General features: G+C 59.0%; 16 protein-coding genes. 10 read left to right on the forward strand and 6 right to left on the reverse strand.

The annotated features are described in order from the left end of the window. The first annotated feature begins 252 nt into the window (after window positions 1–252). Entirely contained in the window at window positions 253–828 is a 576-nt protein-coding gene (locus tag CKO36_RS16455; protein WP_200285782.1) for a hypothetical protein, read from the forward strand. A gap of 336 nt (window positions 829–1,164) precedes the next feature. Here CKO36_RS16455 and CKO36_RS16460 read toward each other — a convergent pair whose 3' ends face one another. Together CKO36_RS16460 and CKO36_RS16465 are read right to left on the reverse strand one after the other, a co-directional pair. Then, complete coding sequence (locus CKO36_RS16460; RefSeq protein ID WP_200285784.1) at window positions 1,165–1,440, reverse strand: Txe/YoeB family addiction module toxin; 276 nt, start codon at window positions 1,438–1,440, stop codon at window positions 1,165–1,167. Next, complete coding sequence (locus CKO36_RS16465; protein ID WP_200285785.1) at window positions 1,421–1,693, reverse strand: type II toxin-antitoxin system Phd/YefM family antitoxin; 273 nt, start codon at window positions 1,691–1,693, stop codon at window positions 1,421–1,423. Before CKO36_RS16465 ends, CKO36_RS16460 begins: the two co-directional genes overlap by 20 nt. A gap of 114 nt (window positions 1,694–1,807) precedes the next feature. On the opposite strand from CKO36_RS16465, the gene CKO36_RS16470 reads away from it, so the two are divergent. Then, on the forward strand, window positions 1,808–2,236 hold the full coding sequence (locus CKO36_RS16470; protein WP_200285786.1) for a VOC family protein: 429 nt from the start codon (window positions 1,808–1,810) through the stop codon (window positions 2,234–2,236). Between the two features lie 27 nt (window positions 2,237–2,263). On the opposite strand, the gene CKO36_RS16475 is transcribed toward CKO36_RS16470, so the two are convergent. Beyond that, window positions 2,264–3,736 (reverse strand): DUF4139 domain-containing protein, encoded by a 1,473-nt coding sequence (locus CKO36_RS16475; protein WP_200285787.1) that lies wholly within the window; start codon window positions 3,734–3,736, stop codon window positions 2,264–2,266. 107 nt (window positions 3,737–3,843) lie between these two features. Here CKO36_RS16475 and CKO36_RS16480 point away from each other — a divergent pair, with 107 nt between their 5' ends. The 6 genes from CKO36_RS16480 to ispD all read left to right on the forward strand — a co-directional run bounded on the left by CKO36_RS16480 (window position 3,844) and on the right by ispD (window position 10,368). Further along, the gene (locus CKO36_RS16480) at window positions 3,844–5,346 is read left to right on the forward strand and encodes a lipopolysaccharide biosynthesis protein (RefSeq protein WP_200285788.1); all 1,503 of its coding nucleotides are present in this window, start codon (window positions 3,844–3,846) and stop codon (window positions 5,344–5,346) included. A 78-nt stretch (window positions 5,347–5,424) separates the two neighbouring features. Then, window positions 5,425–7,056 carry a CTP synthase gene (locus tag CKO36_RS16485; RefSeq protein ID WP_200285789.1) on the forward strand — a complete coding sequence of 544 codons (1,632 nt, stop codon included), beginning with the start codon at window positions 5,425–5,427 and terminating at the stop codon, window positions 7,054–7,056. An 18-nt stretch (window positions 7,057–7,074) separates the two neighbouring features. After that, window positions 7,075–7,914 (forward strand): 3-deoxy-8-phosphooctulonate synthase, encoded by an 840-nt coding sequence (gene kdsA / locus CKO36_RS16490; protein WP_200285790.1) that lies wholly within the window; start codon window positions 7,075–7,077, stop codon window positions 7,912–7,914. A 79-nt stretch (window positions 7,915–7,993) separates the two neighbouring features. Next, entirely contained in the window at window positions 7,994–9,271 is a 1,278-nt protein-coding gene (eno, locus tag CKO36_RS16495; protein ID WP_200285791.1) for a phosphopyruvate hydratase, read from the forward strand. A gap of 30 nt (window positions 9,272–9,301) precedes the next feature. Further along, window positions 9,302–9,619 (forward strand): cell division protein FtsB, encoded by a 318-nt coding sequence (gene ftsB, locus CKO36_RS16500; RefSeq protein ID WP_338053512.1) that lies wholly within the window; start codon window positions 9,302–9,304, stop codon window positions 9,617–9,619. A gap of 32 nt (window positions 9,620–9,651) precedes the next feature. Next, window positions 9,652–10,368, forward strand: coding sequence for a 2-C-methyl-D-erythritol 4-phosphate cytidylyltransferase (ispD, locus tag CKO36_RS16505; RefSeq protein ID WP_242469680.1), 717 nt, complete (start codon window positions 9,652–9,654; stop codon window positions 10,366–10,368). Window positions 10,369–10,503: 135 nt separating this feature from the next. Here ispD and CKO36_RS16510 read toward each other — a convergent pair whose 3' ends face one another. Further along, a complete protein-coding gene (locus tag CKO36_RS16510) occupies window positions 10,504–12,843 on the reverse strand; it encodes an esterase-like activity of phytase family protein (protein ID WP_200285793.1) in 2,340 nt (779 codons plus the stop codon). A gap of 48 nt (window positions 12,844–12,891) precedes the next feature. Next, window positions 12,892–13,119: a hypothetical protein gene (locus CKO36_RS16515; RefSeq protein WP_200285798.1), complete on the reverse strand. Its 228-nt coding sequence runs from the start codon at window positions 13,117–13,119 to the stop codon at window positions 12,892–12,894. Between the two features lie 51 nt (window positions 13,120–13,170). Here CKO36_RS16515 and ispF point away from each other — a divergent pair, with 51 nt between their 5' ends. Further along, window positions 13,171–13,665: a 2-C-methyl-D-erythritol 2,4-cyclodiphosphate synthase gene (gene ispF, locus CKO36_RS16520; protein WP_338053513.1), complete on the forward strand. Its 495-nt coding sequence runs from the start codon at window positions 13,171–13,173 to the stop codon at window positions 13,663–13,665. Then, window positions 13,646–14,698: a tRNA pseudouridine(13) synthase TruD gene (truD, locus tag CKO36_RS16525; RefSeq protein ID WP_200285794.1), complete on the forward strand. Its 1,053-nt coding sequence runs from the start codon at window positions 13,646–13,648 to the stop codon at window positions 14,696–14,698. The genes ispF and truD overlap by 20 nt, the downstream gene beginning before the upstream one ends. 11 nt (window positions 14,699–14,709) lie before the next feature. Here truD and CKO36_RS16530 read toward each other — a convergent pair whose 3' ends face one another. Beyond that, window positions 14,710–15,261, reverse strand: a complete 552-nt coding sequence (locus CKO36_RS16530) for a Smr/MutS family protein (RefSeq protein WP_200285795.1) — start codon at window positions 15,259–15,261, stop codon at window positions 14,710–14,712. Window positions 15,262–15,557: the final 296 nt, after the last annotated feature.

The following is a 15,557-nucleotide window of genomic DNA, read 5'->3' on the forward strand; positions in this document are numbered from 1 at the left end:
ACAGCTTCTGAGTATTATGCAATGTTGCCGCGTGTGAAGCGAATCACTTCGAGGAGCCCGGTGCGGTAGTTCCGCACGCCGGGATCTGTACGGGGGCGGCCGGGTAACTGGCCGTCCTACCGTGATGATCAGGAGCTGCTGAATTCTATTCGGCTTATCCGTGCGGGGCTTGGTCAACTTCAAAACCTAGATGGAACCAATGATTTCTATCATCTGCCAATACTTACCTTGGCGAACGGTTTTGAGCGCTTTATGAAAGTGATTTTGTGCTTCAGGGCGCTGGAAGTTTCAGGGCAATACCCCGGGTCCAATGTTCTTCCATGCGGCCGAAAGGGCCATGATCTGAATTTATTACTCGGCAAAATCAAAGAGGAATGTTTTTTGGATCGCTATGTCGAGAAAATCCCCGTTGCATCTGAGGATCTCGAATACCTCAAAAGTGATGAACTCGAGCAGTTTGTCAGCACTCTCAGCAGCTTCGGCCAATCCGCTAGGTATTATTTCTTGGAGGTTGTTGTGGGGCGCGAACCTGAAACAGCTAATCCGGAAGCAGTTTGGAAGCAGCTTGAAACTTCTATTGCTCTAGGGCGTCCAGACCTGATACGCCTGATCGAGCAAGGTGACAGAACAGGAAAGGTCGGACAGGTAGTTCGCCCGGTGATAGTTGGTAAATTGGAGAGGTGGGCGCGGGCATTGTCGCGGCTCTTCACTATCGGACAAATAGGCGATGAAGCAAAAAGATACGTTGGCTATATTGGCGGGTTCCTACGTCTTCGGGACGAACAGTTTGGCCAAACTCAATACGATCCTTGCGGGCGCGGCTTGTGATCGGGGCGTTGCAGATGACGCCTAATTGGATAGCCAGGGATTTTTCTCCCCCCGGCCTTAACAACACTCTTCGTGCTGATTCGCACGAGGAGTCTCCTTTAGGTTTGAAAGGATCACCTAAGAATGGCGACCTCCAACGCTGGTTACATCACGAACCGCCAGGGCCGATTCACCCGGTGGTGCCATTCAGCCATTGAGCTTCGCCAGGCTCGCTCGTTGCCGAAGGCTCGGGCCTTCACCCTGTCCCACCCATTACAGTGGGTGTTTGGTTACTAGGCTGTCGGCTGACTTCTGTCTCACTCAGCTGACCTCCTTCGTCGGTAGCTCAACTTCGCGTTAGCGCTCGAAAGCATCGTAATGGCCACCAATGGCGAAGATATAGATATGAGTATCGTCAAACTTATATACGAGGCGATCTTTTTGGGTAAGTCGCTTCGACCAAAAGCCCGAAAGGTTGTGTCGAAGAGCTTCAGGCTTTCCCAAACCCGTGGTCGGGTCACCGCGCAACATTTCTTTCAAAATAACGCGCAGATTTTTATGCATCCGTTTATCTTGAAGCCGTAGGTTCTCGTAAACTTCCCATGTTCTACCCTCAAACACCAACGATCTCATCTAACTGCTCTTTGTTGGGGGTATGTCCCGTGCCGGCGTTATGGGTAGCACTGGAATCAGCGATCTGGCGCATAAGGCTGGTGTTTTGTAGCACATAAAGGGTTTCTTGGTCGCGTTCCCAGTCCTCGGCACTAATGACCACGAAATCAGAGCCAGTGCGGAGCTTTACACGGAGAGGAGTGTGGCTTATAGCCACATGTTCTACAAAGCTTTTCAGGCTATCTCGGAATTTATTTACGGTTGTGCTTTCCATATTGTGGGTACTTCAAGTCGTACGGTAATGCCGTACAGTTTAGAGCAAAAGCCCTAAAAATTCCATTCACTCGGACCACAATAAAGTGTCGCTCGTTCCTTAGCGATGCTTTTTATGTCCGGCGATGCGAAGCATTATGTGTTAAAAGGTCTTATGAAAGTAGTCGGTATAGATCACATTGTTCTTACAGTTCAGGACATTGATGCAACAATTCGTTTTTACGAATTGGTGCTGGGGATGACTAAAGAAGTATTCGGTGAAGAAAGGATTGCTTTGAAATTTGGCAATCAAAAAATTAATCTTCATCAATACGGTAAGGAGTTTGAGCCAAAAGCTGATACGCCGACTCCGGGTTCAGAGGATTTATGCTTTATAACAGAAACGAGGCTAGTAGAAGCCATGGAGCATGTCCGAACAAAAGGAGTGGTCATCATTGAAGGTCCGGTGAAAAGAACAGGAGCAACCGGACCAATCAGCTCTTTTTACTTCAGAGACCCCGATGGAAATCTTATTGAAGTTTCCAATTACGATAAAAACACATAAGTGGGTCGCTGGAAGGCGCGAGAGTGCTCACAAGCGCACGCGCGCTGAGTAGCTGAGGGTGGTTGAGCCTTCCGCTGGTATCTCAAGCGTCCAGACGGCGGTGCGGGCGTTGCCTTTTTGGTGTGGCGCGCTTTCTTTCAGGATCTGCCAGTCGCCGGGGAGTTGTTCTTGTACGGTGACTTCGGTAGCGGCGGGCTTGGCGTTGTGGATGACGATCTCAAAAGCACTTTCGTACTCATATTGCCAGGGGCCAGAGCCGGAGCGCTTGTTGAAGTCGGTCTGCTTGCGGCTGGCGGTGATGTCGAAGGACTGGCCGAGCAGGACTTTGACCGTCTCGTTTTTGGGCGTGTGGTCGATGACGTCCTCGCCAATGAACTGCGCATGACCGGCTGAGTCGCGCTTGTAGACGCGCAGGGTGCCGGCCGGCAGCGGTAAGCCCAGGTTGGAGGATTCGTCGTTGGTGAACTCAATAAAAACACTCACATCGAGCGTTTGCGCGAGGTCGCCGAGCGCGCGCTGATAGACGCCGGCACCGCCTTGAATCAGCAGTTCCTTGCGCACGGTGGCGCCGGGCGCGGCGAGCAGGCTGACTTGCTTGGACTGGTTGTCGGCGATGTTGGTTGGTTCTGCCAGGCTATAGAGGTGGTATTCGAACAGGGTTTCTTCCTGCATCGGCGGGGCTGCGTCCATGGTCCGCCGTTCGGCGATGTTTTTGAACAGGGCGACGGGTTCGGGGGCGCGATTCACATCGCCGGCGACCAGTTGCAGCTTGGCGTTGTTGTAGCCGGTGCCGCTGCGGTTCTCCAGCGTGACCCAGCCGGTCAGGTCGAGCTGGGTCTCGTCTTGGTTGAGTTCACCGACATAGTCGGCCTGCCAGCTCAGGCCGCCGGTCAGGTAGCTCAGTTCCAGTGCCTGAGGTTCCGCAGTTGCATTGTCCAGGCGCATCACCAGCGTCGGGCGGTCGCGCAGGTTGCTGGGAATGTCGCGGTAGACGATGCGGTAGGGGAGATGCTGCAGATGCCCGGTTTCGATGCGGTCGCTGAGTTTGAGCACCACCCCCTCATTGGCGGCCAGTACTGTAGCGGTTTCTTCGGTTTGCTCGCCGGTGGTGGGATGGGTGCTGATGAGTCCGACGTCGCGCCCGACGTATTTCTCCAGCAGTGCGCTTGGGGTGAGCAGGTCGAAGTCGAAATTCTGCTCAATGACGCGCGGGGCCTGATCGCCGTTAGGGGTGCGCAATAGCGCCGTTTGCGGTTTGATGTGCGCGCTGACATCACGAAACGCCAGATCAACCCGACCCTCGGGCAGGCGGATCTGGCGCTGATCCTTAATCAGCGCCAGATTGCTGTTATAGATGGTGACTGCGACCTCGGTTTGATCCTCAAGCGTGGTCTGAATTTCATTTACAGGTTCGGCCATGACGACCTCCAGGCTGGCAACTAAGGTGAGTGCGGTGATCCATAGGGGCTGATTGAGTCGTTTGGTTGTGGATGCTGTCATGGTGTGAAAACCTGTGGTGTTGGTGGGCTGTGCGCCTATAATGCCAGCCATTCTTGCCGCAGTGCACGTCGTCTGCGTCATCCAACCGGGCGACTGATCCGAACCTGATGAATCCACTCAAACGCTTGGCGGCGCAGACGGCCGTCTATGGTGTCAGCAGTGTCTTTGGACGCTTTTTGAATTATCTGCTGGTGCCGCTGTTCACTTACAGTTTCGCACCGGCGGCCTACGGGGTGGTGGCAGAGTTCTATGCCTACATGGGCTTTCTGGCGGTGCTCCTGGTGTTTGGTCTGGAGACGGGCTATTTCCGCTTTCGTGCCGATGATCCGTCAGCGGCGATCTCGGTGTATGCGACCGTGGTGCGAACGCTGCTGCTGGCCAATGGGCTGTTTCTGGTGGCGGCTATTGTGTGGCGCCAGCCGCTGGCGGATGTGCTCAGGCATGGGGCGCATCCGGAGTATATCGTCTGGACGGCAGCGATTCTGGCGCTGGATTCGATCGGCGCGGCGGCTTTTGCGCGGCTGCGGGCTGAGCATCGGGCCGGGCGGTTTGCCACCATTAAGCTGCTTGAGATCGGCGCAAACATTGGGTTGAATCTGTTTTTTATCGTGCTGTGTCGCGAGGCTTTTGCAGCCGACCCGGCGTCCTGGCTCGGACGTCTGTGGCGGCCGGAGATTGGCATCGGCTATGTGTTCATTGCCAATTTGATCGCCAGTGTCATCAAGCTGGCGTTGCTCAGTCCGCAGTTGGTCGATGCGGTGCGCGGTTTTGACCGGCAGCTGCTGGTGCGACTGTTGCGCTATTCGCTGCCGCTGGTGGTGGTTGGCATGGCCGGTATCGTCAACGAGATGCTGGATCGGGCGGCGCTTAAGTATCTGCTGCCCTATGACAATGCCACCAACATGGCGCAGCTTGGGATCTACAGCGCCTGTTACAAACTATCGATTTTGATGACGCTCTTTATTCAGGCGTTTCGCTATGCCGGGGAGCCGTTCTTTTTTGCCTATGCCAAGCAACAAGATGCGCGCCTGACCTATGCGCGGGTGCTGACCGGCTTTGTGGTCTTTTGTGTTGTGATTCTGCTTTTCGTGGGGCTGAACCTGGATGTGTTTCAGTACTTTGTCGGGGCACCGTATCGCGCGGGCCTGACGGTGGTACCGCTGTTGCTGATTGCCAATCTGCTGCTGGGCATCTATGTCAATCTGTCGATCTGGTATAAGTTGACCGATCGGACACTGCTCGGCGCCGGAGTGGCGCTGCTTGGCGCTGGTGTGACCGTGGTGATGCTGGTGTGGCTGGTGCCGCGATTTGGCTATCAGGGCGCCGCCTGGGCGCATCTGGCCTGTTATGCGGTGATGGTGCTGCTGTCCTATCTGCTGGGGCGGCGCTATTACCCGGTGCCCTATGATGTGAAGCGGGTGCTGGGCTATCCCTTGCTTGGTGTGCTGATCGTGTGGCTGGATCATCTGTGGTACGCCCCCCGACTGGCCGATGGGCTGGCGCTGGCGCACTGGCCGGTGGCGGCAGCCTGGCTGGTACTGTTCGCGCTGGTGGTGGTGCTGTTTGAGGGGCGGCGGCTGGGGCGCATTGTCGCTGCGGCGCGAATTTGATAACTTGGTAGCTTGCCCCGGGGCGGTTGGCCGTCGCGGATTCTGCTTCCTTCATTCACTCTCGTAAAACAGGCGCTCATGACTAAGCTGATCTTCATCACCGGCGGCGTGGTTTCCTCGCTGGGTAAAGGAATTGCATCGGCTTCCTTGGGGGCGCTGCTGGAGGCGCGTGGACTTTCGGTCACCATGATCAAGCTGGATCCCTACATTAATGTGGATCCTGGCACCATGAGTCCCTTCCAGCATGGCGAGGTCTATGTCACCGACGATGGCGCGGAGACGGATCTGGATCTGGGCCACTATGAGCGCTTTCTGCGCACCCGCATGGGGCGTAACAACAACTTCACTACCGGGCAGATCTACGAGAGCGTGATCCGCAAGGAACGGCGCGGGGATTATCTCGGTCGCACCGTGCAGGTGATTCCACACATCACCGATGAGATCAAGCACAGTATTCGCCTTGGGGCTGGAGACGCCGATATTGCCATGGTCGAGATCGGCGGCACCGTGGGCGATATTGAGTCGCTGCCGTTTTTGGAGGCCATCCGCCAGATGCGCGTCGAACTGGGACGCGAGCATGCGCTCTTTATGCATCTGACCCTGGTACCCTTTATTCGTACGGCCGGGGAGATCAAGACCAAGCCGACCCAGCACTCGGTGAAGGAATTGCGCTCAATTGGTATTCAGCCGGATATTCTGCTGTGCCGTGCCGAGCGCAATCTGCCCGATGATGAGCGGCGCAAGATCGCGCTGTTCACCAATGTGGCCGAGGATGCGGTCATCTCAGCGATCGATGCCGACAATATCTATCGCATCCCGGCCCTGCTGCATGCGCAGTGTCTGGATGAATTGGTGGTCAAGCAGTTTGGGCTGGAGGTGCCGGCGGCTGATTTGTCCGAATGGGATGCTGTGCTGCGCGGCTTCGATACCCCGCGCGATCAGGTCGTGGTTGGCATGGTTGGCAAGTATATGGATCTGACCGAGGCCTACAAGTCGCTGTCGGAGGCTCTGGCTCATGCCGGCGTGCATGCTGAGGCGCAGGTGGAGATTCGCTATCTGGACTCCGAGGACATTGAGCGCTCCGGCACCGAGTCCCTGGCGGGGTTGGATGCCATTCTGGTGCCGGGTGGTTTCGGCGAGCGCGGCATTGAGGGCAAGATCGCGGCGGTGCGCTATGCTCGCGAGCAGCGGGTGCCCTATCTGGGCATCTGTCTGGGCATGCAGGTGGCGGTGATTGAATACGCCCGCAACGTCGCCGGATTTGATGGGGCGCACAGCACCGAATTTGTCAGCGATACCGCGCATCCAGTGATTGCGCTGATTACCGAATGGGAAACTGAGCAGGGCGCACGCGAGCGTCGTGATGCCAGCGTCGACAAGGGCGGCACCATGCGGCTGGGTGGGCAGAATTGCCGGCTGGAGCCGGGCAGCCTGGCGCGAGCTGTTTATGGTAAACCCCAGGTTCGCGAGCGCCACCGGCATCGCTATGAATTTAATAATCAATATCTGGACCGTATGAAGGATGCCGGGATGCGTTTCTCCGGCTGGTCGCTGGATGGTCGTTTGGTGGAGATTGTCGAAATCCCCGATCATCCCTGGTTCATAGGTTGTCAGTTCCATCCTGAGTTCACCTCGACCCCGCGTGATGGGCATGCACTGTTTCGCTGCTTTATTGAGGCAGCGCGGGCGTTTCGGCGTGCGCGCGGATAAAAGATTTACGCACATTCGATGAACCTGTGCGGTTTTAAAGCTGGCCTGGATCAGCCGCTGTTTTTAATCAGCGGCCCTTGTGTGATCGAAAGCGAAGCGCTGGTGTTGGACATGGCCTCGGAACTCAAGGCGATCACCGAGGCGTTGGGGATTCCGTATATTTTCAAGGCTTCGTTTGACAAGGCCAATCGGTCATCCATTGATAGCTTTCGCGGATTAGGCTTGGAGGCCGGGCTGCGCATTTTGGAGCGGGTGCGCTCCGACATTGGCGTGCCGGTGCTGACCGATGTGCATGAGGATACCCCCCTGGCTGAGGTGGCGGCGGTGGTCGATGTACTGCAAACCCCAGCTTTTCTGTGTCGGCAGACCAATTTTATTCAGGCGGTGGCATCCCAGGGCAAGCCGGTGAACATTAAAAAAGGCCAGTTTTTGTCGCCTTGGGACATGGCGCAGGTGGTGCGCAAGGCGCGTGCGACCGGGGCCGAGCAGATTCTGGTGTGTGAGCGGGGCGTGAGCTTCGGCTACAACAATCTGGTCTCGGACATGCGGGCATTGGCTGTGATGCGCCAGACGGGCTGTCCGGTGGTCTTTGATGCCACCCACTCGGTGCAACTGCCCGGCGGGCAGGGGCATGCCTCGGGCGGGCAGCGGGAATTCGTGCCGGTGTTGGCGCGTGCCGCAGTGGCCGCAGGCGTGGCCGGGATCTTCATGGAAACCCACCCGGATCCGGCGCAGGCCAAAAGTGATGGTCCGAATGCCTGGCCGCTGGGGCGTATGCGCGACTTGCTGGCGACCCTGGTTGGGATCGACCGTTTGGTCAAGGCCGGTGATCTGGCCGAAACCGCGCTGATGGGATAACCCATGGTCACTGGCCCCCCAGGCTCTATTGGCCCCATGCCTAAACCGATTTTTCATCTAACCATTTGGAGTTTAAACCATGTCTGAAATTGTCGAAGTCCGTGCACGGGAGATTCTCGACTCGCGCGGCAATCCGACTGTCGAAACCGATGTGATCACCGCTGATGGCGCCATTGGCCGCGCGGCGGTGCCCTCGGGAGCCTCGACTGGCTCGCGTGAGGCGCTGGAGCTGCGCGATGGTGACAAGTCCCGCTATGGTGGCAAGGGGGTGCGTAACGCCTGCGCTAACATTGGCGGTGAGCTGCGCGAGGCGGTGCAGGGCATGGAGGTCTCGGACCAGACGGCGCTTGATGAGCGCATGATTGCGCTTGATGGCACTGAAAACAAAGGTCGCTTGGGGGCCAACGCCATCCTTGGGGTGTCCATGGCGGCGGCTCATGCGGCGGCGCAGGAGAAGGCTCTGCCGCTGTATCAGTATCTTGGTGATGGCAACTACCGGCTGCCGGTGCCCATGATGAATATCATCAACGGTGGTCAGCATGCCGATAACAGCGTCGATTTTCAGGAATTCATGATCCTGCCAGTGGGTGCGTCCAGCATTCGTGAGGCGGTGCGCTATGGTGCCGAAGTGTTTCATGCGCTCAAGGCGGTGCTGAAAGGGCGCGGGCTGGCCACCTCAGTCGGTGACGAGGGCGGCTTTGCCCCCGATCTGCCGTCGAATGAGGCCGCCATTGAGGTGATTCTGGAAGCCATCGGCAAAGCCGGTTTCAAGGCCGGGCAGGATATTTATCTTGGCATGGACGTGGCGGCTTCGGAGTTCTATCAGAACGGGCGCTATGAACTGACAGGCGAGGGTCGCAGCCTGGATGCCGCTGGTATGACCGATCTGCTGCTCGACTGGTGCGCCAAGTATCCGATCATCACCATCGAAGACGGTCTGGCCGAAGGTGATTGGGATGGTTGGAAAGATCATACCGAGCGCCTCGGTAGCAAGGTCCAACTGGTGGGGGATGATCTCTATGTCACCAACACCAAAATTCTTCAGGAAGGTATCGATAAGGGTATCGCCAATTCCATTCTGATCAAGGTCAATCAGATTGGCACCCTGACTGAAACCCTGGCCGCCATCAAAATGGCCCACGATGCTGGCTACACGGCGGTGGTGTCGCACCGCTCGGGTGAGACCGAGGACACCACCATTGCTGATCTGGTTGTCGCTGCCGCGACCGGGCAGATCAAGACCGGCTCGCTGTCGCGCTCGGATCGGGTGGCCAAATACAACCAGCTGATGCGCATTGAGGATCAGCTGGGCGATGGGGCGGTGTATGCCGGACGTGGTGCCTTTAAGTATTTGTAATCGAAGGTTTCGGCTCCAAGGCGGCGCCTTGTGACTCCCTTGCGCTGGCTGGTGGTTGCCCTGCTGGCCCTGTTGGGGCTGCTGCAATATCGCTTGTGGGTGGGTGATGGCAGCCTGGCGCAATTGCACACGCTGAAATTTCAGATTGCCGAGTATCAGGTTGAGCTTGAGCGCCTGCGGGCACGCAACCAGGCGTTGATTGCCGAGGTCGAGAGTCTGAAGAACGGTCTGGAAGCCATTGAAGAACGGGCACGGTTCGATCTTGGCATGATTCAGGACGGCGAAATGTTTCTGCAGGTGATCGAGAAACCGTCCCCTGCGGCAGCGCACCGGAGGGGCGCGCCATGACTTCCAAAGCCCAGACCCAAGCGGCGGAGAGCATGGGCGCTAAGGAGCAAACCGTCTGCTGGGCGCTGATTCCTGCGGCCGGGGTCGGGCGGCGTTTCGGCGCTGCCGTGCCCAAGCAATACCTGGAGCTGAAGGGGCGCCGGGTGATCGATCATGCCGTGGCGCGGTTGTTGGAGCATCCGCGTATCCGTGGCTGCGTTTTAGTGTTGCACCCCGAGGATCCCTATTGGCCGGAAGGCCCCTATGCGTCCCATCCAGCAGTGTGGCGGGCCGAGGGTGGAGCCGAACGCTGTCATTCGGTACGCAATGGCTTAGACGCGCTGGCGCCGCAGGCTGATGAACAAGACTGGGTGCTGGTGCATGATGCTGCACGGCCCTGTTTGCGTCGCGCGGATCTGGATGCGCTGCTGGCGGTGCTGGATGCGGATGAGCCGGTGGGCGCGCTGTTGGCGGTGCCGGTGCATGACACCGTCAAGCGGACTCAAGCCGATGCCGTGCGAGTGGCTGAGACGGTCCCGCGCGCAGATCTCTGGCGTGCTTACACGCCGCAGGCGTTTCGTCTTGGAGCCTTGCGGCAGGCGCTGGATCGCGCCTTGGAGCGTGATCAGCTGGTGACCGATGATGCCAGCGCTATGGAACTACTCGGATGGTCGCCGCGCCTAGTGGAAGGTCACAGCGATAACATCAAGATCACACGACCCGAGGATTTAGCCTTGGCGCAATTTTATCTGTCGCAACAAGAGGGTTGAGCGACTCACATGCCCGATTCACGCGCTAACCGAGCCGATGGCTGAATGAGGCCAAGGTGTTGCTTTGCTGAGAAACTCCAGGCTCGCTGCTGCGTTTAAGCTCAAACGCAGCAGTGGACGCTGGATAGCCTGAGCTTACTGACCCAAGGACAACAGCTCACCCAACCGCAGGAACACCGTCTCACCGGGAGCGTCATCGACACCGTCGTTGTCGGTGACGGCATACGCCTGGCCGTCAACGGCGATGGCGAAGCCTTCGAGCTTTTCAGCCGTCCAAACGCTGTTGGCCGCGATCTGGTCGGTCAGGTTAGCGACTAGAGTCTTGCCGATGGTGTCGAGTGACTGACCGTAGGGTTTGAACTGAGCCGTGCCCATCTCAAGCCGGAAAATGGCTTTCAACTCGGCGTTGGGCGGGCTGCTGTCACCCCAACCTTTGTCGCGTTCAATGACATAGAGATCCTGGCCAAAGGCGGTGATGCCAGACAGGCCAATCCAGCCGCCGTTGCCCTCGGGTTCTTGTGGATAGTGCACAAAGCCCCACTGGCCGGAAGCCACCTCGTAACGACCGATCTTGGTTTGCACCTGATCCAAATCGCCCTCGTCAGGCCAGGCGCGCTGAATGGCGACATAGACCTGCTCATTGCCTGGCGCGCCGGTCACGGCAATGCCTTCAATGCCATTGCCGCGCCGCTGATCCACCAGATCTGCGGGTAAGGGAATGGTCCGCAGGACGTTGCCCGTGTTGGGATCGACCTGCAATACCAGATTGTCCCGGCCGCCAGGCGTTTGCCCCTCGCTGCCGAGCCAGAACGTGCCATCGGCGCCCACCGCGATGCCTTCAAGATCCAGCGCATCGGTGGTGTTGACTTCCAGGCGGCTGGTGATCACGGCTGGTTGCTGGGAGACATCCAGGCTGTAAACAAACCCTTTGGCGAGGAAGGAATCGCTCACGCTGTAGAGGCGGTGTGGATCTACCGGGTCGGCGACTAGATCCGACAGTGCCACCCAGGGAATCGGCAGGCCGTTGGCGTCATTCGCCGAGACAAGGCCGGGATACCCTGCCGGTGCGTTCTGATGGGCAAAAATGTTGATCATGGTTGGAATGCCCGCGTCAAACACGGCTGTTTCCGTTGCGGCGATGAACAGCTCACGTGCGGGAATCGCCTTTAAGCCTTCCGGGCCAATCCCGGTCGGCAGCACCTGCAGCAGTTGCGCGCCCTCACGACGACTCAAGCGGTAGACGCCCACGGCATTGGAACGCTCGGAACCCACAAACAGCAGGTGTTGGCGACCATAATAACCGTACTCCACCGCCTCTGGTTCAACGCCTTTATTCTCGGAACGGCCTTCATTGTAATGGCCGAGCCGAACCAGTTCGTGCTCAAAGGAGGCATAGGATTCAAACACCACGTTGCCGTTGGTGTCGAAAACAGTAAAGCCGCGACTGCCGCCCTCCTCGCCGAGCGCATCCTCATAGTCGCCCTCATTCGCTGTGGCCAGAAAGCGGTTGCCGATCCAGGTCACCGCATCAGGCTCGCGTCTTTTCGTGATTGCGGTATTGAGCTGAATGAGATCGTCTTCCACGGTATCAATCTGGGTCAGATCAACGGAACCGGCGGGAAAATGCCCACGAATAGCGCCGCTTGGCAGGTCGAAGATCACAATGTGGTTGTTCTCCTGCAAGGTGACCACGGCCTGGTTGGCCGCGTTAATATCCACGAATTCCGGCTCAGGATCGTCAGCGGCAAAGAGTCCGGGCAGACCGATCATGGTCTGGGCATCGCGAGCACTCCAGCGGTTGAGATCGACAATCACCAGTTTGCCGGGCATTGGCGCGCCGGTTGCGATCAGGTCCCCATCGACACAGGCCGGCTGACCGGCACCCTGAGGGATCAGGCCACTACCGATGTCTTCATTGCGTTCATTCTCGATCACCACGGCGGCATAGCGGCCATCGGGCGACACGGCAATGGAATCAGGCTGACCGCCGAGGTCGATCTCCCCGGAGATCGCGCGGGTTGTGTTGTCGATCACCACCAGCTTGCCGCTCCAGTCGGCGATGTAGTCGACCGTCTCACCATCACAGTCGATGGTTGCCATGGTTGAGGTGTTCACACCTGCCAAGGCCAGGCCACCATGAACGGCGACGCTGGTTGGCTCGCCGCCGACATTCACAACACCGGCCGGCTGGGGATTGGCCGGATCGGAAATGTCCACGTAACCGATGAGCTGGGATGCAGAATCAGTATAGACCAGGGTGAGGCCATCCTCGGTGACATCGACGATTTCCGCCACCCGGCTGATCACTTGCTGATCCGAGCTGCGATTGCGGGTGACATCGAAACTGGCCAGGTGCTGGAAGCTGGAATCAGCGGCCTGAAGAGCTGGGATGGCCGCCAGACTCAGGGTGGCGCTTGCAAGTATTCGGTGCAGGTGCAATGGCTGGAAGCATTGCAGTGTTTGGATTGGATTCATTCGGACCACCATGATTTAAGTGTTTCCCGTGTCTGAAAAAAACACAGATCATAGCAATGGGATGTTAACATCCGATGTCAATTCCACCGACAGACGCCAGCGCATCCCCTGGAAGGTGATCACCCGGTCGTCGACAAAGCCGCCGTCATCGCAGCAGAAGATGTCACCGCCCCGATGGCGGGCAAGTGCTTCGGCAAAGCACGTCAATCGCCGCCTCGCGGCCTGGATGCAAGACTGCGGGATGCGCGCTTGGATGGGCAGGAGGGCTGTCGCCATGGTATCTTTCACGCCCGACGAGGTAGCCAATACAGGGGAGGAAGGCGAATCGTGTTAATTGGTCAAGGTCTGGACGTGCACCGCTTTGCCACCGGGCGGCAGTTGGTGTTGGGCGGGGTGGAGATTGCCCATGAATTCGGCCTGGAGGCCCACTCCGATGGCGATGTGGTCATCCATGCGCTCTGTGATGCCCTGCTGGGTGCGGCCGGGTTGGGTGACATCGGTCATCATTTTCCCGATCAGGATCCGGCCTTTAAGGACATCGACAGCCGCATGCTGTTGCGCCGGGTGATGGAAGCGCTGGCCGGGCAACAGCTTTTTGTGGTCAATGCCGATCTGACCATCGTTGCCCAGGCGCCCAAGCTGGCCCCGCACATTCAGGCCATGCGCACCATCCTGGCCGAAGATCTCGGCTGCCCGCTGGCGCGGGTCAATGTCAAAGCCACCACCAGTGAGCGGCTCGGCTTTACCGGGCGCGGTGAGGGCATTGCCAGTTTCGCCGTGGTGCTGTTGCAGCAGGTCACCGATGGCGCCGATCACCTTTGAGTGTTTGCCCAGAGCCCATGGCGCGCCGCTGCTCCAGGCAGTGCTGCGCGCCTGCCCGCAGGATTTTCGCGTCACCGAAACTCTGAGCTTTACGCCCGAGGATCGCGGCTCGCACTGGTTGCTAAAGGTGCGCAAAACCGGCGTCAATACCGAATGGGTCGCCCGTCAACTCGCGCGCCTGGCACAGCTTCCGGCGCGTGATGTCGGCTATGCTGGGCTCAAGGATCGCCATGCGGTGGCCGTGCAATGGTTCTCCCTGCCCTTGGGCGAGGCTCCGGCGCCCGACTGGTTGGCCTTGGCCGGGGAGGGCATTGAGGTTCTGGAGATCCGGCGCCATGGGCGCAAACTCCGGCGCGGGGCGATCCGGGACAATGCCTTCGAGATCACGCTGCGCGATCTGAGCGGCGATCTGGCCGCGCTGCCGCAGCGCCTGGCACAGATTCGCGACCAGGGGGTTCCGAACTATTTCGGCCCCCAGCGCTTTGGCCATCAGGACGCGAATCTGCGCGGGGCTCAGACGCTGTTCAGCGCTGATGGGCGTGGCGCGCGGCTGTCGCGGCATCGGCGGGGGTTGTTTTTGTCCGCCGCGCGCGCGGCGCTGTTCAATCAGGTGCTAGCGCAGCGGGTGGAGGCGGGGCACTGGAACCGGGCATTGCCCGGGGAGCGCCTGCAACTGGCGGGCTCTCAGGCGCATTTTCTCGCCCCGGAGATTGATGCCGAGCTCATGCAGCGGGTGTCGAGCTGGGATCTGTCACCGACCGGCCCCTTATGTGGTGCGGGTGAGCCACTGGTCAGCCAGAGCGTGGCGGAGCTGGAAACTGCCGCCCTGGCCGCCTGGACGGACTGGATTGCCGGGCTGGCACGCGCCGGGCTGCGCCAGGAGCGGCGTGCCTTGCGGGTGCAGGTCGCTGATCTTGATGATGCGCTTGAAGGCGAGCAGTCACTGCGGCTGCGTTTTCGCCTGCCCGCTGGCGCCTATGCTACGGCGGTGCTGCGCGAACTCGGCGATTGCAACGAATCCGGCCGCGATTGACGCCGCTCAGATCAGCCCCGGCGCCGGCGTTGTGATTTGGCCGGATTGCGCAGCAGGACATAGAGGGCGCCGGTGCCGCCATCCCGGTTGGGGGTGGAGCAAAAGGCCAATACCTCTGCACGCAGACGCAGCCAGTAGTTGAGCTTGCGCTTGAGCACCGGCTGGCGATCTGGGGAGCGAGAACCTTTTCCGTGGATGATTCTGGCGCAGCGCACGCGTCGCAACCGACAGTCGGCCAGGAATTCGCGCAACGTCGCCTCGGCATAGGCGCTGGTGAGGCCGTGCAGGTCCAGTTCGAGATCGACTGGAATCTGCCCGCGCTGGAGTTCGCCCAGCACCCGGTGCTGCACGCCGGGTCGGACATACAGCAGGTAGTCCGGGGTGTCGAGTTCATGTTCCGACAGCGAGCCGGCCGGGGCTTCTTCGGCCTCCGGCTCACGTGGGCGCGGAATGGGGGGCGGGCGCTCCCGATAGGCCACAGGAGCCTCGTATTCCAGGGGTTGGGCATCATCGACGGCTTGCCGAAAAAGCTCCAAATCAGCCTCTTGAACCGGTTTTTTCATCTGATGTGTGATAGATTGAACTTCTCGGCTCAGGCAGTATAACAAGGGATGTCCGCTGGGCCTCAAGCCTCAGGTGCCGGTATTGCGTTTGCAGACATCAACTACCCCGGCCTAAAGGCCGGAGCTTGAAAAAGCTCGGTTGACCAGGGCAAGCGGTGAGAACCCGCTCCGTGCATCACAGGTCGTCAAGACCCACTCCGGGATGCTTCCTCAGTCCCGGACCCTGGAAGATCAGGATCATGCTGGCGAAAGGCAAAGCGCCGAAGGTGTTGATCGCCGCCGCGAGGCGGGAGCCG

The sequence above is a fragment of the Rhabdochromatium marinum genome, from assembly GCF_016583795.1.
Taxonomy (GTDB): Bacteria; Pseudomonadota; Gammaproteobacteria; order Chromatiales; family Chromatiaceae; genus Rhabdochromatium; species Rhabdochromatium marinum.

Bases quoted from the DNA above. Each gene is read 5' to 3' on its own strand.
- CKO36_RS16455 (WP_200285782.1), top strand. From the start codon at position 253: ATGAAAGTGATTTTGTGCTTCAGGGCGCTGGAAGTTTCAGGGCAATAC.
- CKO36_RS16460 (WP_200285784.1), bottom strand. From the start codon at position 1,440: ATGAGATCGTTGGTGTTTGAGGGTAGAACATGGGAAGTTTACGAGAAC.
- CKO36_RS16465 (WP_200285785.1), bottom strand. From the start codon at position 1,693: ATGGAAAGCACAACCGTAAATAAATTCCGAGATAGCCTGAAAAGCTTT.
- CKO36_RS16470 (WP_200285786.1), top strand. From the start codon at position 1,808: ATGTCCGGCGATGCGAAGCATTATGTGTTAAAAGGTCTTATGAAAGTA.
- CKO36_RS16475 (WP_200285787.1), bottom strand. From the start codon at position 3,736: ATGACAGCATCCACAACCAAACGACTCAATCAGCCCCTATGGATCACC.
- CKO36_RS16480 (WP_200285788.1), top strand. From the start codon at position 3,844: ATGAATCCACTCAAACGCTTGGCGGCGCAGACGGCCGTCTATGGTGTC.
- CKO36_RS16485 (WP_200285789.1), top strand. From the start codon at position 5,425: ATGACTAAGCTGATCTTCATCACCGGCGGCGTGGTTTCCTCGCTGGGT.
- kdsA (WP_200285790.1), top strand. From the start codon at position 7,075: ATGAACCTGTGCGGTTTTAAAGCTGGCCTGGATCAGCCGCTGTTTTTA.
- eno (WP_200285791.1), top strand. From the start codon at position 7,994: ATGTCTGAAATTGTCGAAGTCCGTGCACGGGAGATTCTCGACTCGCGC.
- ispD (WP_242469680.1), top strand. From the start codon at position 9,652: ATGGGCGCTAAGGAGCAAACCGTCTGCTGGGCGCTGATTCCTGCGGCC.
- CKO36_RS16510 (WP_200285793.1), bottom strand. From the start codon at position 12,843: ATGAATCCAATCCAAACACTGCAATGCTTCCAGCCATTGCACCTGCAC.
- CKO36_RS16515 (WP_200285798.1), bottom strand. From the start codon at position 13,119: ATGGCGACAGCCCTCCTGCCCATCCAAGCGCGCATCCCGCAGTCTTGC.
- truD (WP_200285794.1), top strand. From the start codon at position 13,646: ATGGCGCCGATCACCTTTGAGTGTTTGCCCAGAGCCCATGGCGCGCCG.
- CKO36_RS16530 (WP_200285795.1), bottom strand. From the start codon at position 15,261: ATGAAAAAACCGGTTCAAGAGGCTGATTTGGAGCTTTTTCGGCAAGCC.